This window comes from Streptococcus oralis subsp. dentisani, from assembly GCF_007475365.1.
Taxonomy (GTDB): Bacteria; Bacillota; Bacilli; order Lactobacillales; family Streptococcaceae; genus Streptococcus; species Streptococcus mitis_AX.
The window spans coordinates 823,393-840,574 of sequence record NZ_CP034442.1 but is presented as its reverse complement, the minus strand read 5'-3'; the positions used below and the strand labels follow the sequence as shown (position 1 = coordinate 840,574).

The 17,182-nt window shown below is 41.0% G+C and carries 22 protein-coding genes, 1 tRNA gene and 1 other RNA gene; 17 read left to right on the top strand and 7 right to left on the bottom strand.

Features of this window, described 5'->3' with window-relative positions:
* Positions 1–16: 16 nt before the first annotated feature.
* On the bottom strand, positions 17–622 hold the full coding sequence (locus EJF26_RS04330; protein ID WP_000915929.1) for an NADPH-dependent FMN reductase: 606 nt from the start codon (positions 620–622) through the stop codon (positions 17–19).
* An 18-nt stretch (positions 623–640) separates the two neighbouring features.
* Positions 641–1,570, bottom strand: a complete 930-nt coding sequence (locus tag EJF26_RS04325; RefSeq protein WP_025169010.1) for an FAD:protein FMN transferase — start codon at positions 1,568–1,570, stop codon at positions 641–643.
* A 307-nt stretch (positions 1,571–1,877) separates the two neighbouring features.
* Between EJF26_RS04325 and nox the strand changes: the two genes are divergently transcribed.
* The 3 genes from nox to pdxT all read left to right on the top strand — a co-directional run bounded on the left by nox (position 1,878) and on the right by pdxT (position 4,866).
* Positions 1,878–3,257: a H2O-forming NADH oxidase gene (gene nox / locus EJF26_RS04320; protein ID WP_000036761.1), complete on the top strand. Its 1,380-nt coding sequence runs from the start codon at positions 1,878–1,880 to the stop codon at positions 3,255–3,257.
* A gap of 151 nt (positions 3,258–3,408) precedes the next feature.
* A complete protein-coding gene (gene pdxS, locus EJF26_RS04315) occupies positions 3,409–4,284 on the top strand; it encodes a pyridoxal 5'-phosphate synthase lyase subunit PdxS (protein ID WP_000138525.1) in 876 nt (291 codons plus the stop codon).
* Positions 4,285–4,866: a pyridoxal 5'-phosphate synthase glutaminase subunit PdxT gene (gene pdxT / locus EJF26_RS04310; RefSeq protein ID WP_000689958.1), complete on the top strand. Its 582-nt coding sequence runs from the start codon at positions 4,285–4,287 to the stop codon at positions 4,864–4,866.
* Between the two features lie 19 nt (positions 4,867–4,885).
* Here the strand turns inward: pdxT and trhA are convergent, their stop codons facing one another.
* Both trhA and EJF26_RS04300 read right to left on the bottom strand, forming a co-directional pair.
* Positions 4,886–5,533 (bottom strand): PAQR family membrane homeostasis protein TrhA, encoded by a 648-nt coding sequence (trhA, locus tag EJF26_RS04305; RefSeq protein ID WP_001097972.1) that lies wholly within the window; start codon positions 5,531–5,533, stop codon positions 4,886–4,888.
* A complete protein-coding gene (locus EJF26_RS04300; protein ID WP_001087583.1) occupies positions 5,530–5,976 on the bottom strand; it encodes a DUF1836 domain-containing protein in 447 nt (148 codons plus the stop codon). The genes trhA and EJF26_RS04300 overlap by 4 nt, the downstream gene beginning before the upstream one ends.
* 134 nt (positions 5,977–6,110) lie before the next feature.
* Between EJF26_RS04300 and EJF26_RS04295 the strand changes: the two genes are divergently transcribed.
* From EJF26_RS04295 to trxB, 7 genes are all read left to right on the top strand, one after another.
* Positions 6,111–6,605 (top strand): GNAT family N-acetyltransferase, encoded by a 495-nt coding sequence (locus EJF26_RS04295; protein ID WP_000405860.1) that lies wholly within the window; start codon positions 6,111–6,113, stop codon positions 6,603–6,605.
* Positions 6,602–7,117: a methylated-DNA--[protein]-cysteine S-methyltransferase gene (locus EJF26_RS04290; RefSeq protein WP_000810632.1), complete on the top strand. Its 516-nt coding sequence runs from the start codon at positions 6,602–6,604 to the stop codon at positions 7,115–7,117. The genes EJF26_RS04295 and EJF26_RS04290 overlap by 4 nt, the downstream gene beginning before the upstream one ends.
* A gap of 12 nt (positions 7,118–7,129) precedes the next feature.
* Positions 7,130–7,486, top strand: coding sequence for an arsenate reductase family protein (locus EJF26_RS04285; RefSeq protein ID WP_000889066.1), 357 nt, complete (start codon positions 7,130–7,132; stop codon positions 7,484–7,486).
* A gap of 156 nt (positions 7,487–7,642) precedes the next feature.
* Entirely contained in the window at positions 7,643–8,443 is an 801-nt protein-coding gene (locus EJF26_RS04280) for an amino acid ABC transporter permease (RefSeq protein WP_000219158.1), read from the top strand.
* Positions 8,443–9,186 carry an amino acid ABC transporter ATP-binding protein gene (locus EJF26_RS04275; RefSeq protein ID WP_000590977.1) on the top strand — a complete coding sequence of 248 codons (744 nt, stop codon included), beginning with the start codon at positions 8,443–8,445 and terminating at the stop codon, positions 9,184–9,186. Before EJF26_RS04280 ends, EJF26_RS04275 begins: the two co-directional genes overlap by 1 nt.
* 77 nt (positions 9,187–9,263) lie before the next feature.
* A complete protein-coding gene (locus EJF26_RS04270; protein ID WP_000926603.1) occupies positions 9,264–9,488 on the top strand; it encodes a DUF4059 family protein in 225 nt (74 codons plus the stop codon).
* A gap of 65 nt (positions 9,489–9,553) precedes the next feature.
* Entirely contained in the window at positions 9,554–10,465 is a 912-nt protein-coding gene (gene trxB, locus EJF26_RS04265) for a thioredoxin-disulfide reductase (RefSeq protein ID WP_000272335.1), read from the top strand.
* A 36-nt stretch (positions 10,466–10,501) separates the two neighbouring features.
* Here trxB and rlmB read toward each other — a convergent pair whose 3' ends face one another.
* A complete protein-coding gene (rlmB, locus tag EJF26_RS04260) occupies positions 10,502–11,230 on the bottom strand; it encodes a 23S rRNA (guanosine(2251)-2'-O)-methyltransferase RlmB (RefSeq protein WP_000855721.1) in 729 nt (242 codons plus the stop codon).
* A gap of 43 nt (positions 11,231–11,273) precedes the next feature.
* Entirely contained in the window at positions 11,274–11,885 is a 612-nt protein-coding gene (gene def / locus EJF26_RS04255) for a peptide deformylase (protein WP_001272965.1), read from the bottom strand.
* A 165-nt stretch (positions 11,886–12,050) separates the two neighbouring features.
* Here def and EJF26_RS04250 point away from each other — a divergent pair, with 165 nt between their 5' ends.
* The 7 genes from EJF26_RS04250 to ssrA all read left to right on the top strand — a co-directional run bounded on the left by EJF26_RS04250 (position 12,051) and on the right by ssrA (position 16,862).
* Complete coding sequence (locus EJF26_RS04250) at positions 12,051–13,370, top strand: CapA family protein (protein WP_000415550.1); 1,320 nt, start codon at positions 12,051–12,053, stop codon at positions 13,368–13,370.
* Positions 13,371–13,624: 254 nt separating this feature from the next.
* Positions 13,625–13,927, top strand: a complete 303-nt coding sequence (locus EJF26_RS04245) for a hypothetical protein (RefSeq protein ID WP_000570835.1) — start codon at positions 13,625–13,627, stop codon at positions 13,925–13,927.
* 58 nt (positions 13,928–13,985) lie between these two features.
* Positions 13,986–14,150: a hypothetical protein gene (locus EJF26_RS09765; protein WP_000214261.1), complete on the top strand. Its 165-nt coding sequence runs from the start codon at positions 13,986–13,988 to the stop codon at positions 14,148–14,150.
* Positions 14,151–14,206: 56 nt separating this feature from the next.
* Positions 14,207–14,716 carry a hypothetical protein gene (locus EJF26_RS04240; protein ID WP_001100688.1) on the top strand — a complete coding sequence of 170 codons (510 nt, stop codon included), beginning with the start codon at positions 14,207–14,209 and terminating at the stop codon, positions 14,714–14,716.
* A gap of 278 nt (positions 14,717–14,994) precedes the next feature.
* Positions 14,995–15,819 (top strand): Cof-type HAD-IIB family hydrolase, encoded by an 825-nt coding sequence (locus tag EJF26_RS04235; RefSeq protein WP_000593353.1) that lies wholly within the window; start codon positions 14,995–14,997, stop codon positions 15,817–15,819.
* Position 15,820: 1 nt separating this feature from the next.
* Positions 15,821–16,456 (top strand): SGNH/GDSL hydrolase family protein, encoded by a 636-nt coding sequence (locus EJF26_RS04230; RefSeq protein WP_000290631.1) that lies wholly within the window; start codon positions 15,821–15,823, stop codon positions 16,454–16,456.
* 58 nt (positions 16,457–16,514) lie between these two features.
* Positions 16,515–16,862, top strand: a transfer-messenger RNA (tmRNA) gene (gene ssrA, locus EJF26_RS04225).
* Positions 16,863–17,017: 155 nt separating this feature from the next.
* Here ssrA and EJF26_RS04220 read toward each other — a convergent pair.
* Positions 17,018–17,105: transfer RNA gene (locus EJF26_RS04220), tRNA-Ser, on the bottom strand.
* Positions 17,106–17,182 lie beyond the last annotated feature (77 nt).

Sequence of the window (17,182 nt, the reverse complement as noted above, 5' to 3'; positions counted from 1 at the left end):
CTTTCGGTCTCCTATCTTACAAATTTTCCCAGTCAAATTCTTCAGCATCTTTGCGAAGCAATTCTTGTGCATTGCGCAATTTTTCAGTAATCTTCACGAAGATACGGAAGTCATCGAAGATGGCATCCAATTTCTTGATGACATCAAGGTCAACCAAGTCGCCACTTGGGTTAAATGCTTGAAGAGAGTGTGAGAGCAAGAATTCATCTGGTAGAACATTTGCCTTAATTTCAGGAGCATTCAAGATTTGACGAAGTTGCAATTGGGCACGAGATGAACCAAGTGTACCATAGGAAGCACCAGTGATCATGATTGGTTTGTTCAAAAGTGGGTAGATACCGTAAGATAGCCAAGCAAGAGCGCTCATCAAAACTGCAGGGATAGAGTGGTCGTACTCAGGAGTACCGATAATGACACCATCAGATGCTTCGATTTTGGCTGCAATTTCAAGAATTTCAGCAGGAAGAAGTTTATCTGCTGGTTTGTTGAAAACAGGGATGTCCTTGATTTCAACGAGTTCAATTTCAGCTTTATCCGCAAAGTGTTTTTGCATGTATTGGAGCAATTGGCGGTTTGTAGAACGTTTAGAGTTCGTTCCAACAATGGCAATAAGTTTTAGCATGAGATTTCCTTTCTCTTTTTACATAATACAATTTTGAAGGCCTGAAGAACAAGCAAGGCGTCCCTCTTTGTCGATGAGGATGGCTTCAATCCCATCTATACTTTCGACTTGCCAGAGGATAGAAGCGCTTCGTTCTCCGAAAAGGCGTGTTGTCCATATCTCACCATCAACGGATTTATCAGAGACAATCGTTAGGCTAGCAAGATCGGTTTCGACAGGAAAGCCTGTCTCACTATCAAAGATATGGTGATAGTCTTTTCCATCTACTGTCAGGTGGCGTTCATAGATACCTGAAGTGACAACGGATTTGTTAGAAGCAGGAATGGTTAGGAGATGATTGCCACGAGGATTTCGCGGATCTTGAATACCGATTTGCCAGTCTTTCCCTTCTTTTTCTTGATTGTTCCCGATGGTAAGGATATTTCCTCCGAGATTGATCAAAGCAGAGGTGACTCCGTGTACTTTTAAATACTGAGCAACCTTATCTGCACTATAGCCTTTAGCTAAGCAACCTAAATCAAGTTTCATTCCCTTTTTCTCTAAAAATACAGTAGAGCTAGTCGGATCTAACTTGATAAAATGCGGGTTAACTAGAGGCAAGACAGCTTCGATTTCGTCTAACTCTGGAAGCCGTGCATCTGCAAATCCGATTCGCCAGGTTTGAATCAAGGGACCGATACTGATATTGAGATGGCTAGAGGGAGCTAGGCTATGCTCAAGTCCAAGAGCAATCAGTTCAAATAGATCAGGATGGACCTTGACTGGAGCAATTCCAGCCTGGTAGTTGATTTCCATCAGTTCGGATTCTTGACTGTTGGCGTTGAAGCGGTATTCGAGCTCTTTGAGCAAGTTAAAAGCACCTTGAAGCAGGGTTTCTGCCTGCTCATCTACTAATGAAATCGTGATAGTTGTTCCCATCAGCCGTTCAGAACGAGAACGAAGAGGCAAGCTACCAACTCCTTTCTTCTTGTAGGAAATCATTCAAGATAAGTTAGATTAATAGAAAATTTAACCCCTTACATTTTCTTTCCATGTATCTAGCATACCATAAAGTCAGCGTTTTCACAAATAAATTTTAACAAAAGTCAAGAAATATGCTCAAAACTAATATGAAAGCGATAGAAAAATTGGATTTATCAATGTTAAGTGTATTTTTTTCTGAAAAAAAGAGAATTCTGAGCAAATGCCTTGTAAACGCTAACAGTAAATGGTATACTAGAAAGGTAAATCAAAAATTAAAGGTAGGAATTTTTCTATGAGTAAAATCGTTGTAGTTGGTGCTAACCACGCTGGTACAGCTTGTATTAATACGATGTTGGACAACTTTGGTCATGAAAATGAAATTGTGGTATTTGACCAAAACTCAAATATTTCATTCCTTGGTTGTGGAATGGCGCTTTGGATTGGGGAACAAATTGATGGCCCAGAAGGTCTCTTCTACTCTGATAAAGAAAAATTGGAAGCAAAAGGTGCTAAAGTGTACATGAACTCACCAGTACTTTCAATTGACTATGATAACAAGGTTGTTACAGCAGAAGTTGAAGGAAAAGAGCACAAAGAGTCTTATGATAAATTGATCTTTGCAACTGGTTCAACTCCAATCTTGCCTCCAATCGAAGGTGTTGAAATTGTTAAGGGCAACCGCGAATTCAAAGCAACTCTGGAAAATGTACAATTTGTTAAATTGTACCAAAACGCTGAGGAAGTTATTGAAAAACTTGAAGACAAGAGCAAACACCTTGAGCGCATTGCCGTTGTTGGTGGTGGTTACATTGGTGTAGAACTTGCCGAAGCCTTTGAGCGTCTTGGAAAAGAAGTGGTGCTTGTTGACATCGTAGACACTGTTTTGAACGGCTACTATGACAAAGACTTCACTCAAATGATGGCGAAGAACTTGGAAGACCACAACATCCGCTTAGCTCTTGGTCAAACAGTTAAAGCGATTCAAGGTGATGGTAAAGTGGAACGCTTGGTAACAGACAAAGAAACATTTGATGTGGATATGGTGGTTCTTGCAGTTGGTTTCCGTCCAAACACAGCTCTTGCTGACGGTAAGATTGAACTCTTCCGCAACGGTGCCTTCCTTGTAGACAAGAAACAAGAAACATCTATCCCAGGTGTCTACGCTGTTGGTGACTGTGCAACTGTTTATGACAATGCTCGTAAAGACACTAGCTACATCGCTCTTGCATCTAACGCTGTACGTACTGGTATTGTGGGTGCTTACAATGCTTGTGGTCATGAATTGGAAGGAATCGGAGTTCAAGGATCAAACGGTATCTCTATCTACGGTCTTCACATGGTTTCGACTGGTTTGACTCTTGAAAAAGCTAAAGCTGCTGGTTACAACGCAACTGAAACAGGCTTTAACGATCTTCAAAAACCAGAGTTTATCAAACATGACAACCACGAAGTTGCCATCAAGATTGTCTTTGACAAAGACAGCCGCGAAATCCTTGGTGCACAAATGGTTTCACATGATGCTGCTATCAGTATGGGAATCCACATGTTCTCACTTGCGATCCAAGAGCATGTGACGATTGATAAATTGGCATTGACGGACCTATTCTTCTTGCCACACTTTAACAAACCATACAACTACATCACAATGGCTGCACTTACAGCTGAAAAATAAAATTTGATGGACTATCTGGCCTTAAGTTAAGGTCAGATAGTTTTTTAGTTAATCTGTACCCAGACAATTGTAGTTTTTCTATCTTGTACTTCATTCTAATCTGACATAAAATAAAATGGTAGCTACCAATACAAATGATGAGGATTAAGAAATGACTGAAAATCGTTATGAACTAAATAAAAACTTGGCACAGATGCTCAAAGGTGGGGTTATCATGGACGTTCAGAACCCTGAACAGGCTCGTATCGCAGAGGCTGCTGGTGCGGCAGCTGTTATGGCCTTGGAACGGATTCCAGCTGATATTCGTGCAGCTGGTGGAGTTTCCCGTATGAGTGATCCAAAGATGATTAAGGAAATCCAAGAAGCGGTCAGTATTCCAGTGATGGCCAAGGTCAGAATCGGGCATTTTGTTGAAGCTCAGATTTTAGAGGCTATTGAGATTGACTATATCGATGAGAGTGAAGTGCTGTCTCCAGCTGATGACCGTTTTCATGTGGACAAGAAAGAATTCCAAGTTCCTTTTGTCTGTGGAGCTAAGGATTTGGGTGAAGCCTTGCGTCGTATCGCTGAAGGAGCTTCCATGATTCGGACAAAAGGAGAACCCGGTACAGGTGACATCGTTCAAGCCGTTCGTCATATGCGCATGATGAATCAGGAAATTCGCCGTATTCAAAATCTACGCGAAGATGAACTCTATGTCGCAGCAAAAGAACTCCAAGTCCCTGTTGAATTGATTCAGTATGTCCATGAATATGGAAAATTACCAGTTGTCAACTTTGCAGCCGGAGGTGTGGCAACACCTGCAGATGCTGCGCTGATGATGCAATTGGGGGCAGAGGGCGTCTTTGTCGGTTCAGGTATTTTCAAATCAGGAGACCCTGTTAAACGAGCAAGTGCCATTGTCAAAGCAGTAACCAATTACCGAAACCCACAAATCCTAGCACAAATTTCAGAAGATCTTGGGGAAGCCATGGTTGGTATCAATGAGAGTGAAATTCAAATTCTCATGGCAGAGCGAGGAAAATAGATGAAAATCGGAATATTAGCCTTGCAGGGTGCCTTTGCAGAACATGCAAAAGTGCTAGAAAAGTTAGGTGTTGTTAGTGTCGAAATCAGAAATTTAGATGATTTTCAACAACATCAGAGTGACTTGGTGGGTTTGATATTACCTGGAGGTGAGTCTACAACCATGGGCAAGCTCTTGCGTGACCAGAACATGCTGCTTCCCATCCGAGAAGCCATTCTATCTGGATTACCCGTTTTTGGGACCTGTGCGGGCTTGATTTTGCTGGCTAAGGAAATCACTTCTCAGGAAGAAAGTCATCTTGGAACCATGGATATAGTGGTTGAGCGCAATGCCTATGGGCGCCAACTAGGAAGTTTTTATGCAGAGGCAGAATGTAAGGGAGTCGGTCAGATTTCCATGACTTTTATCCGTGGACCGATTATCAGCAGTCTTGGAGAGGGTGTAGAAATTCTAGCAACAGTTGATGATCAAATCGTTGCTGCGCAAGAAGAGAATATGCTTGTAACTTCTTTTCATCCAGAATTGACAGATGATGCTCGCTTGCACCAGTACTTTATCAATATGTGTAAAGAAAAAAGTTGAGAAAAGATTCTCAACTTTTTTACATGTAATAAACAATCGCGATATATTGAAGTGCAGACGCAGCTAGTATAAAGAGATGCCAAATCATGTGGAAATAAGGTTTTTTCTTAGCGTAAAATCCAGCTCCAACTGTATAACAGAGTCCACCAGTTACCATGAGACTCCAGAAAATTGGTGTTGTTTGACTTATAATGGCAGGAATGATAGCCAGAACCAACCAGCCCATAATCAGGTAAAGGGCAAGGCTGAATTTCTCATTGACCTTTTTAGCAAAGATTTTATAGAGGATACCAAAGATGGTCGTTCCCCACTGAATGGCAATAATGAGATAGCCAAACCAGTTATTCATTAAGGTTAGAACGACTGGCGTATAAGAGCCTGCGATAGCCACATAAATCATAGAATGGTCGATGATTCGCAAGACGTATTTGTGGGTCGAACCATAGGCCATAGAGTGGTAAATGGTTGACGAGAGGAACATGAGAAAGAGACTGATAACAAAGATAGAAACACCAAAAGATGATAAAAATCCGTGTGCTTCATAACTATAGGTGGATGAAATAGGGAGTAGGATGAGCATGATAACGGCACCCACAGCATGGGTTACGCTATTAGCAATCTCCTCTCCAAAACTGAGTTTTTTACTGAGTTTTAGACTGGTATTCATTGGATTTCCTCCTCTTCTTTGATAAGGATTAAGTCTAGAGTTTGATGATAGAGTTTAACCGTTTGACAGCTGGTTTGGATAATAGGATTTTCTGGATCAATCCCATGGTTCATACAGTCCACAAAAGCATCGTAGAGCTGGTCTGAACTCGCTTGAGTTTGCAGAGTATTGAGGGTCTGAGCGATTTCTTGGATCGAAAAGACAGACTTGAGAGTGGTGATGGCAATTAAACGGGCAATTTGTTTGCGTTGGTATCTTTTCTTGTCTGGCTTTGTCAGGTAACCATGTTTGACATAATTATTGACCATGGATGCTGTTAGCCCCTTTTCTTTATCTGGAGAGACAGGGGCGCAGACTTGATTGACATAAAGCAAAACCTGATCCAGATAGAGGTCAATGTTTGGAATGTCTTCCCATTTTGGGTAGGAAAAGTTAGAATTCATTTCCAACTCCTTTTTATCTAGTTTTGATAACTAGATTATAAAATAATAGAAAACAAAAGTCAAGTTTCAACTGCTTGTAGAAAGCTTTAAATTATGCTATGATGAGAGAAAATAGTTAGAGATGAGGGGAAGAGATGGAGATTCGTTTAGCTTTTCCAAACGAAGTAGGTGCGATTATGCAGGTGATGGAGGATGCCAAAAAGTGTTTAGCCAAGTCTGGTAGTGGCCAGTGGCAAAATGGCTATCCAAATGCCGACATCATTATTGATGATATTATCTCAGGCCAAGCTTATGTGGCCTTGGAAGAGGGAGAACTGCTATCCTATGCTGCTGTGACCAAGAGCCCAGAGGAAGCCTATGAAGCGATTTATGAAGGAAGTTGGCATGGGGAAGAATCAGAATATCTGGTCTTTCACCGTATCGCTGTGGCAACAGATGTCCAAGGACAAGGAGTTGCTCAGACTTTCCTAGAAGGCTTGATTGAAGGTTTTGATTATCTAGATTTTCGTTCAGATACGCATGTACAAAACAAGGCCATGCAGCATATCTTTGAAAAGCTAGGTTTCCAACAGGTCGGTATGGTTCCAGTTGATGGGGAACGCTTGGCCTATCAGAAATTAAAAAAATGAAGCAGAAAAAGTACGAAAAAATGCTCTACCCGTCGCCAATTGGGACCTTATCCTTAGTTGCTGACGAGCAATATCTGTATGGCATTTGGGTACAGGACCAGAAGCATTTTGAGAGGGGATTAGGAGATAAAACAATAGAAGAAGTTGTTAATCATCCTGTATTAGAGCAAGTTATTTCCTATTTAGATACCTATTTCGAAGGCAGGGTTCAGGATCTATCAGACTTACCTTTGGCTCCTATTGGAACGGATTTTGAAAAGCGGGTCTGGACCTACTTGCAGAGCATTCCTTATGGTCAAACAGTGACTTACGGACAAATAGCGCAGGACCTGCAAGTAGCTTCTGCCCAAGCGATTGGCGGAGCAGTAGGGCGCAATCCTTGGTCCATCCTCGTACCCTGTCATCGTGTGCTGGGGTCAGGAAATCGCTTGACAGGCTATGCATCTGGAGTCGAAAAGAAAGCCTGGCTCTTGCAACATGAAGGTGCAGCATTTCAAGAAAATAAAGAATAGAAAGAAAAGAAGATGTTAGAATTTATCGAATACCCAAAATGTTCAACTTGTAAGAAAGCAAAAAATGAATTGGATAAACTTGGTGTGGACTACAAAGCTGTCCACATCGTAGAAGAAACCCCAAGTGAAGACGTGATTTTGAACTGGTTGGAAACTTCCGGTTTTGAAGTGAAACAATTTTTCAATACTAGCGGGATTAAATACCGCGAACTGGGCCTAAAAGATAAGGTGGGAAGTTTGTCAAAACAAGAAGCGGCCAAGCTTCTAGCCAGTGATGGCATGTTATTGAAACGTCCAATTCTGGTGGAAAATGGTGCTGTTAAACAAATCGGCTATAGAAAATCCTATGAGGACTTAGGTTTGAGATAGTTTTTATCTATCTCCTTGATAGGTAAAATATATAGCCTCCCTGTTTTAAAGTGTGATAAACTAGAAGATAGACAAAGTCTGATCAGCCCGTAGCAAATAATTTGCTTGCGAGCAGAAGTATGGTAGAATGAATCATTATCAGGAGAGGATGTTTTTATGACTGTTACAACATTTTTAGCATCAGATTGGTACCAAAGTTTGATGCAACTCATTCCGGATGGTAAGCTCTTTAGTTTGCGTTCGGTCTTTGATGGAATTCCAAGGATTGTCCAGCAACTGCCTACAACCTTGATGTTGACGCTTGGAGGTGCACTCTTTGGTCTGATACTTGCCTTGATTTTTGCCATTGTTAAGATCAATCGTGTTAAGATCTTATATCCCTTGCAGGCCTTTTTCGTCAGCTTCTTAAAAGGTACCCCAATCCTAGTTCAACTTATGTTGACCTACTACGGAATACCTCTGGCACTGAAAGCTATCAACCAGCAATGGGGCACTGGTTTCAATATCAATGCGATTCCAGCGGCACTTTTTGCGATTGTGGCCTTTGCTTTTAATGAGGCGGCTTATGCAAGTGAAACGATTCGTGCAGCCATCCTTTCTGTTAATCCAGGTGAAATTGAGGCGGCGCGTAGTTTGGGTATGACACGAGCGCAAGTTTATCGTCGTGTGATTATTCCTAATGCAGCGGTGGTAGCTACTCCAACCTTGATCAATTCCCTCATCGGTTTGACCAAGGGAACTTCTCTAGCCTTTAGTGCGGGTGTTGTCGAAGTTTTTGCTCAGGCTCAGATTTTGGGTGGAGCGGATTACCGCTATTTTGAACGCTTTATCTCCGTAGCCCTTGTTTATTGGGTAGTCAATATCGGAATTGAAAGCCTCGGTCGTTTCATCGAGAGAAAAATGGCTATTTCTGCACCCGATACAGTGCAAACAGATGTGAAAGGAGACCTTCGTTAATGATTAAGATTTCGAATTTAAGCAAATCCTTTTCAGGTCAGACTGTCTTGGATCATCTAGACTTGGATATCCAAAAGGGAGAAGTGGTTGCCTTGATTGGTTCATCTGGAGCTGGAAAATCAACTTTTCTTCGTAGTTTGAACTACCTTGAAACTCCAGATAGTGGAACGATTCAGATTGACAATTTCAAAGTTGATTTTTCTCAGATTAGCCAAGAAGAGATTTTGACCCTTCGTCGCAAGCTATCCATGGTTTTTCAACAGTTCAATTTGTTTGAACGGCGAACAGCCCTTGACAATGTCAAGGAAGGCTTGGTTGTTGTTAAGAAATTATCGGACGAGGAAGCAACAAAAATCGCCAAGGAAGAGTTGGCCAAGGTTGGTCTTTCTGACCGTGAGCAGCATTACCCTCGCCATTTATCAGGTGGACAAAAGCAACGGGTTGCCCTCGCGCGTGCGCTTGCTATGAAACCAGATGTCTTGCTCTTGGATGAACCAACGTCGGCACTGGACCCAGAATTGGTCGGAGAAGTAGAAAAGTCTATTGCAGATGCCGCTAAGTCTGGTCAGACCATGATCTTGGTTAGTCACGATATGTCTTTTGTAGCCCAAGTGGCAGATAAGATTTTGTTCCTAGATAAGGGGAAAATCATCGAGTCAGGTACACCGGATGAAATCATCAATCATCCGAAAGAAGAACGGACAAAAGAATTCTTCGCTAGTTACAAACGGACTTATATTTGATATAATAGAAAAAGGAAAACTCAGTTAGTTGGACTAGCTGAGTTTACTCTTTAAAAAAGATAGAAACGAGAGAGATCATGCTGCTGCAACTGTTTTCTTTATATTTCGAGAGTTTGATCTTAACGACCATCCTTGTCGTGATTTTTCTGGGGATTTGGATTGGATTGAGAGCCATGTCTGGCGTGGACAAGACAGCCAAGGCGCGACAAGCCCATCTCTATGATATGATCATGATTGGAGTTTTGGTCGTTCCGGTGTTATCCTTTGCCGTCATGAGTTTGCTCTTGGTTTTCAAGGCATAATTCTTGCGTGACTAGCAAGAATGAGTTAGAATAAAGATAGTTACAACAAGAAAGAAGGAATCGAAATGTACGATACGATTATTATTGGTGCTGGACCTGCGGGAATGACAGCTGCCTTATATGCCGCTCGCAGCAATCTGAAAGTGGCTTTGATTGAAGGTGGTCTGCCAGGCGGGCAAATGAATAACACGTCTGACATTGAAAACTATCCAGGTTATGCCAATATTAGTGGACCTGAATTGGCTGAAAGGATGTTTGAACCACTTGAAAACCTTGGAGTGGAGCATCTTTATGGCTATGTTGAAAATATTGAAGACCAGGGTGACTATAAGAAGGTCATCACTGATAATCAAGTTTACGAAACCCGTACAGTCATCGTGGCAACTGGCTCAAAACACCGTCTTTTAGGTGTTCCCGGAGAAGAAGAACTGAACAGTCGTGGTGTTTCTTACTGTGCAGTCTGTGATGGAGCTTTCTTCCGTGACCAAGACTTACTCGTAGTTGGTGGCGGAGATTCAGCGGTAGAAGAGGCTCTTTTCTTGACTCGCTTTGCCAAGACTGTTACTATTGTTCACCGTCGGGATGAACTTCGTGCCCAAAAGGTTTTGCAAGACCGTGCCTTTGCAAATGAGAAAGTCAACTTTATCTGGGATTCTGTAGTTAAGGAAATCAAAGGTGACAATCGAGTAGAATCTGTCGTATTTGAAAATGTAAAAACGGGTCAAGTGACAGAGCAAGCCTTCGGTGGTGTCTTTATTTATGTTGGTTTGGATCCTGTTAGTGATTTTGTTAAAGAATTGAATATCCAAGACCAGGCAGGCTGGATTGTGACAGACAACCACATGAAAACTGCCGTTGACGGTATCTTTGCGGTTGGGGATGTTCGCCAGAAAGACCTTCGCCAAGTGACAACAGCAGTTGGAGATGGGGCTATCGCTGGTCAAGAAGCCTATAAATTTATTACAGAACATAGTTAAGCAAAAAAGTTTCCAATCAAGTGATTGGAAACTTTTTTATAGTCGATTTCGGAAAACTTCGTACATGAGAATGGCTGCAGCAACACTGGCATTGAGGCTTTGAACATGCCCATTCATGGGAATGGTAATCATCTCATCAACCTGTTTTTTGATGTTACTAGAGATGCCTTTTCCTTCATTTCCGATGATGAGGGCGATTTTCCCTTTTGTATTCCACTTGTGGCAAGGGGTTCCATTCATATCTGTTCCAAAAGTCCAGAAACCTTCATCCTTGAGTTTGTCTAGAGTTTGACTCAGATTGGTCACTCGGGCAATCGGTACATGCTCAATAGCCCCAGTAGCCGTTTTGGCAACGACTGGAGTTACACCGACAGCACGGTGCTTAGGAATGATGACACCTGAAACATTGGTCGCGTCAGCAGTTCTCAAGATAGAACCAAGATTATGGGGGTCAGTTAATCCGTCCAGAATCAATAGCAAAGGATTTTCTTCTTGTCGTGTTTTTGCAAGGATGTGATCCAGCTCGCTATAGGCAAATTCAGAGACTCTTAGAACGAAACCTTGGTGGACAGCGCCTTCGGTCATTTCAGAGAGGGATTTTTTTGAAGTCCAAGAAACGGACACCTTCTTTTCTGTAGCTAGTTCCTTGACTTTCTCAACATTCTTGCCTCTGAGATCTTCTTGGAGGTAGAGTTTGTTTCCTGTATTTGCAAGGAGGGCTTCGGTAACGGCGTGGATGCCATAGACAATATCATTTGTTTTCATGCCTCTATTATAACACAAAACCCCGCTTGCAACGGGATTTTATTTATTCAAGAATCAGTAAACCATCTTTAACTGCAAATGGGTCTTTTTCATTGATACGATCGTAGAACATGATTCCGTTGATGTGGTCAATTTCATGTTGGACAACGATGGAGTTGTAACCTTTGAGCTTGACACGGTGTTTTTCTCCGTCCTTGTCAAAGTAATCAACAGTGACGCGGGCATGACGAACAACATAGCCTGGAACTACACGGTCGACAGATAGGCACCCTTCTCCTTCACCGAGGGCGGCGTCCTGAACAGAGTGAGAGACGATTTTTGGATTGTACATAACAGCTTGCAGGTCGTAGGCTCCCTGTGGAGTTTCACCTTCTTCCACAATATTTGGCACTAAAACAGCGATAATGCGTTTTGAGATATCTAACTGAGGAGCGGCCAATCCAACCCCACCTCGAAGCCCCATCTTTTCAGCCATAACAGGATCCTGAGAATTTTTGAGGAATTGCATCATCTTTTCTCCAAGGATGATTTCCTGGTCAGACAGTGGGAAAGTGACCTCCTCAGCAACTGCGCGAAGGGTTGGATTCCCCTCACGGATAATATCGTTCATATTAATTAAATGAGCAGCTTTTGTAATACGTTCTATAGCAGACATTTTCTCTCCTTTCATTACCTCTACATGATAACACAAAATAGATCAGAAAGAAAGTCACAGAAGTTCCTAAAAAATAATATAATAAACGATATTCCCCTTTTGTCTGTGGTATTCTGTGGTATAATAAAAGAAAAGGCTTGCAGTAAAAGCAAGGGGGGGATAAAGATGGAAAAGCGACAAGATAGACGGTCTCGTGGTTCTCTTTATGGATTGTTGAAGAGTAGTATTGCTTTCTTTAGGAATTATAAATCTTGGACCAATGCCCAGTTTATTACGGTATTGCTACTTGCAGTTGCCTTGTCCATGGGATTGAACTTGCTGGTTCGAGCAGTACAAGGTAGCAAGGGAACGAGTCCTAGTAGCCAAACTCTTGATTCTGCTCAGACGTCTGGTCAATCCAAGGAAAATCAGTCTGATGAAACGACAGCCCGTATCATGGCAAATGGTGACCTTCTCTACCATATTCCTATCTACCGAACAGCTCTGAAAGAAGACGGTAGCTACGATTTCCACGAAAATTTTGAATATGTAAAACCATGGCTCAAGCAAGCGGATTTAGTGCTTGGTGACTTTGAAGGAACGGTGAACAAGGATCACTATTTGGCAGGTTATCCTCTCTTTAATGCACCTGGAGAAGTCATGGATGCAATAAAAGATGCAGGCTATCAAGTTCTAGACTTGGCTCACAATCACATCTTGGATTCTCAGATAGAGGGAGTGGTTTCAACGGCTCAAGCTATTGAAAAGGCAGGAATGACACCCATAGGAGTCTACACACATGAATCCCGTGACCAAGCCCCTATAGTCATCAAGGAAGTCAATGGAATCAAGGTAGCTCTCCTGGCCTATTCCTACGGTTTTAATGGCATTGAGCAGTATATCTCTCAAGAGGACTATAATCGCTATCTTTCTGATTTGAATGAAGATAAGATGAAGGCAGAAATCGAGCGTGCTGAGAAGGAAGCGGATATTACTGTCATCATGCCTCAGATGGGAATTGAGTACCAGCTAGAACCGACGGAAGAACAGAAAACACTGTACCACAAGATGATTGACTGGGGAGCTGATATTATCTTTGGAGGCCATCCTCACGTCGTTGAACCTGCTGAGACGGTTGAAAAAGATGGTGACAAAAAACTGATCATCTACTCCATGGGAAATTTTCTCTCAAATCAGCGCATTGAAACCATGCAAGATGAGGAAAATGCCAAGTGGACGGAGCGCGGTGTTCTCATGGATGTGACCATTAAGAAAAAAGATGGCAAGACAAGGATTGAAACGGCTAAAGCGCATCCGACTTGGGTCAATCGGACGCCTAAAGGAACATACTCTCCAGAAGGTTATCCGCTCTTCCTCTATCAGACCTATATCCTAGAGGACTTCATTGAGGGGGGCAGCCACCGTGACAAGTTGGATGAGGCGACCAAGGAACGAATTGACACGGCCTATAAAGAAATGAATGAACATGTAGGGTTGAAGTGGTAGGTGCTCACCCTAAAGGAGATATGATGACGATTAAATTGATTGCAACAGAAATAGAGATTAAATGGATAATACAATACAATAGAAGCAAGAAATTCCTTGGAATAAAGAGAGTTAGAGTTAAGGTGAAATTTGGTGCGAATGAAATAATTTGATTCGCAGAAGATGAAATTTAAAACGTTAAAAGAATTGGTATAAGGCAGTTTATCTTCCACAGGAACAAGCTGCGAATACACCGTCACGTTAGGAGGTAGCTTATGATTGAAAAAACAGTAACAGTTAACGACAAAGAAGTGAAGTTCAAATCATCAGCTACCATTCCACGTTTGTATCGTATCAAGTTCAAGCGTGATATTTTTAAAGATTTAGCTAAACTAGAAAAATCATTTAAAGTCAACGAACAAAGTTTTGAGATTGAAGATTTAGAGATTTTTGAGAATGTGGCATATATTATGGCGTATCACGCAGATAAAACTATTCCTCCAACCATTGATGAATGGTTAGATGAGTTTGAGATGTTTTCAATTTATGAAATCTTACCAGAGATTTTAAAAATATGAGGTAATAATTTACAAACCGATATACAATCTAAAAAAACTTGAAAAAACAAGTCGTGAAATGACAACAGTTCTATTTTTACTCAGAAGTGTTGAAATAGGCATATCAGTAGGTGATTTAGATTTACTCACAATCGGCATGGTGCTAGATATGTGGACAGAAAAAGATAATGATGATGTGAAGTATCAACGTGTGGCTGGTCAGAGTGAGTTTGATAGGTTTTAGAAATAGGTATTTAGTAGTATAATAAGAGTTACAATACACATGGAGGTAGCTTATATATGAATGTAATATGTTCTGAATTATTTTGGACAGCATTATCTGCTGTAGGGACAATTGGAGCCGTTATTGTAGCTTTATGGCAAATATTAAGACCTAAATCAAGAAAATTATTAGTAAGTAGTACATTCTCTCAGTATCTGGATAAGAAGATGCTGGAGTTTGTAATTACATTGGAAAACATGGGTGATGTTCCCATGATTATAAAAGAATGTGGATTTGGAAAGTATACAACTAAGGAAGGGAATCAAAAGTTTCTTACAGGTAAAAATGTTAAATTTATAGATAAGAAATTAATAAATGTAATTGATACTTCTATGAATAATTATGTCAATGATGCTAAATTTCCTTTGTTAATAAAATCAGGAGAAGCTGTTTTAATTACTTATGAATATATAAGCGAAAAATCTTTTGAATTTGATGATGAATTTATCACTCAACAAACAGAATATAAGTATTTCACTAAAGGAATAGCAGTAGTGAGAGATTCGAGAAATAGGATTTATCTATAAAACAATACATGATCACGGCATTTAATGAAAAACTCTTCAACACATTAGTGGAAAAAATGGTCATACACACAAAAGATAAAGTAGAAGTCCACTTCAAAAACGGTCAGGTCATAGAAATATGATCTGACTGTTTTTATGAATGGAATGAGACATTCATTTTATGATATAATATAAAGGATTAACAGAGATGAGAAATGATGGGGGTTGCCTAAATCGTTAAAAGATGCACACCCTAAATGCCCTTTGCACACCCCTAATAATAAAATGGAGCTAATTGTATGATAAAACTCATTGCAACAGATATGGATGGGACTTTGCTGGATCCGAGAGGTCAGTTGGATCTGCCCCGCTTGGAAAAGATTTTAGATCAGCTGGATCAAAGGGATATTCGTTTTGTCATTGCGACGGGAAATGAAATCCATCGTATGAGAGAACTATTGGGACACTTGGCTGAACGAGTGGTCCTAGTAGTTGCCAATGGGGCGCGAATTTTTGAAAACAATAAACTGATTCAAGCTCAGACCTGGGATGATGCTATGGTTGATAAGGCCTTAGTTCATTTTAAGGGGAGAGAGTGCCGAGATCAGTTTGTCGTAACTGGTATGAATGGTGGTTTTGTCAAGAAAGGGACTGTTTTTACAGAACTTGATAAATTTATGACTCCAGAGATGATTGAAAGACTCTATCAGCGAATGAATTTTGTGCAAGATTTGCGAGCTGACCTCTTTGGTGGAGTGTTAAAGATGAGCATGGTTGTTGGTGAGGAACGCTCTAGTTCTGTTTTGCAGGAAATCAATGACCTCTTTAATGGTCATATAAGAGCTGTTTCTAGCGGTTATGGTTGTATCGATGTCCTACAGGCTGGTGTTCACAAGGCCTGGGGATTGGAAGAATTACTCAAGCGCTGGGATTTGCAATCGGAACAAATCATGGCTTTTGGTGATAGTGAAAACGATGTCGAAATGCTAGAACTGGCTGGAATTGCCTATGCTATGGAAAATGCAGATGATGAGGCTAAGGCAGTTGCGACTGATCTAGCTCCAGCTAACAGCCAGGGGGGTGTTTATCAGGTCCTAGAAAATTGGTTAGAGAAAGAGGGATAAGGTGGCAGTACAGTTATTAGAGAATTGGCTCTTAAAGGAGCAGGAAAAAATTCAAACCAAGTATCGCGAATTGAATCAAATTTCTGTCCTAGAGCCAGATGTAATTTTTATCGGCGATTCGATTGTAGAATACTACCCTTTGCAAGAGTTACTCGGGACTGCCAAGACGATTGTCAATCGTGGCATCCGAGGTTACCAGACTGGACTTTTACTAGAGAATCTTGATGCTCATCTGTATGGTGATACTGTCGATCAAATTGTTCTCTTAATTGGAACAAATGATATCGGAAAAGATGTTCCTATGAATGAAGCCTTGGATAATCTAGAGCGTGTGATACAATCAATTGCTCGAGAATATCCGCTGTCACAAATAAAGCTTGTTTCTATTCTGCCAGTCAATGAGGGAGAAGAATACAAGCAGACAGTTTATATCCGAACCAATGAAAAGATCAAGGAATGGAATCAAGCCTATGAGGCTCTAGCTTCTGCCTATATGCAGGTAGATTTTGTGCCTGTTTATGATAGTTTGACAGATTCAGAAGGACAGCTTCAATCAGCCTATACAACGGATGGGCTTCATCTAAGTGTGGCAGGCTATCAAGCCTTGTCAGACGCTTTGAAAACGTATCTTTTCTAAAGAATCGACTTGATTTTGCATTTTTTATGAAGATAGGTTATAATAGTTCTATAATCTTGGGGTCGTTACGGATTCGACAGGCATTATGAGGCATATTTTGCAACCCGTGTAGCGACGTAAACGCTCAGTTAAATATAACTGCAAAAAATAACACTTCTTACGCTCTAGCTGCCTAAAAACCAGCAGGCGTGACCCGATTTGGATTGCTCGTGTTCAATGACAGGTCTTATGATTAGCGAGATACGATCAAGCCTTGTCTAGTGGTTTGATAAGAGATTAATAGACTCGCAGTTCCTAGGCTTGAGTTATGTGTCGAGGGACTGTTAAAACAATACATAACCTATGGTTGTAGACAAATATGTTGGCAGGTGTTTGGACGTGGGTTCGACTCCCACCGGCTCCATTATTCCTTTGCATTCTTTCGCATTCCTTGGTAAAACGTTGTTAAATCAACGTTTTTTATTTTTGTCTTTGGTATTCCTTAGTATTCTTTTGCGAAAAAAGGATACAACAAAGGATACAACATTTTTGTCGTATCCCCAAAATAATTTTTCTTTTCTACGGAAGACATGGGATTCGAACCCACGCACGCTGTTACACGCCTACCGCGTTTCCAACACGGCCTCTTAAGCCTCTTGAGTAATCTTCCAATACTTACTCAAATAGTCTACCATAAAGGCTCTTATCTTGCAATAAAAATTTCGGAAATGAGAAAAATGATAGAAT

Bases quoted from the DNA above. Each gene is read 5' to 3' on its own strand.
- EJF26_RS04330 (WP_000915929.1), bottom strand. From the start codon at position 622: ATGCTAAAACTTATTGCCATTGTTGGAACGAACTCTAAACGTTCTACA.
- nox (WP_000036761.1), top strand. From the start codon at position 1,878: ATGAGTAAAATCGTTGTAGTTGGTGCTAACCACGCTGGTACAGCTTGT.
- pdxS (WP_000138525.1), top strand. From the start codon at position 3,409: ATGACTGAAAATCGTTATGAACTAAATAAAAACTTGGCACAGATGCTC.
- pdxT (WP_000689958.1), top strand. From the start codon at position 4,285: ATGAAAATCGGAATATTAGCCTTGCAGGGTGCCTTTGCAGAACATGCA.
- trhA (WP_001097972.1), bottom strand. From the start codon at position 5,533: ATGAATACCAGTCTAAAACTCAGTAAAAAACTCAGTTTTGGAGAGGAG.
- EJF26_RS04300 (WP_001087583.1), bottom strand. From the start codon at position 5,976: ATGAATTCTAACTTTTCCTACCCAAAATGGGAAGACATTCCAAACATT.
- EJF26_RS04295 (WP_000405860.1), top strand. From the start codon at position 6,111: ATGGAGATTCGTTTAGCTTTTCCAAACGAAGTAGGTGCGATTATGCAG.
- EJF26_RS04290 (WP_000810632.1), top strand. From the start codon at position 6,602: ATGAAGCAGAAAAAGTACGAAAAAATGCTCTACCCGTCGCCAATTGGG.
- EJF26_RS04285 (WP_000889066.1), top strand. From the start codon at position 7,130: ATGTTAGAATTTATCGAATACCCAAAATGTTCAACTTGTAAGAAAGCA.
- EJF26_RS04280 (WP_000219158.1), top strand. From the start codon at position 7,643: ATGACTGTTACAACATTTTTAGCATCAGATTGGTACCAAAGTTTGATG.
- EJF26_RS04275 (WP_000590977.1), top strand. From the start codon at position 8,443: ATGATTAAGATTTCGAATTTAAGCAAATCCTTTTCAGGTCAGACTGTC.
- EJF26_RS04270 (WP_000926603.1), top strand. From the start codon at position 9,264: ATGCTGCTGCAACTGTTTTCTTTATATTTCGAGAGTTTGATCTTAACG.
- trxB (WP_000272335.1), top strand. From the start codon at position 9,554: ATGTACGATACGATTATTATTGGTGCTGGACCTGCGGGAATGACAGCT.
- rlmB (WP_000855721.1), bottom strand. From the start codon at position 11,230: ATGAAAACAAATGATATTGTCTATGGCATCCACGCCGTTACCGAAGCC.
- def (WP_001272965.1), bottom strand. From the start codon at position 11,885: ATGTCTGCTATAGAACGTATTACAAAAGCTGCTCATTTAATTAATATG.
- EJF26_RS04250 (WP_000415550.1), top strand. From the start codon at position 12,051: ATGGAAAAGCGACAAGATAGACGGTCTCGTGGTTCTCTTTATGGATTG.
- EJF26_RS04245 (WP_000570835.1), top strand. From the start codon at position 13,625: ATGATTGAAAAAACAGTAACAGTTAACGACAAAGAAGTGAAGTTCAAA.
- EJF26_RS09765 (WP_000214261.1), top strand. From the start codon at position 13,986: ATGACAACAGTTCTATTTTTACTCAGAAGTGTTGAAATAGGCATATCA.
- EJF26_RS04240 (WP_001100688.1), top strand. From the start codon at position 14,207: ATGAATGTAATATGTTCTGAATTATTTTGGACAGCATTATCTGCTGTA.
- EJF26_RS04235 (WP_000593353.1), top strand. From the start codon at position 14,995: ATGATAAAACTCATTGCAACAGATATGGATGGGACTTTGCTGGATCCG.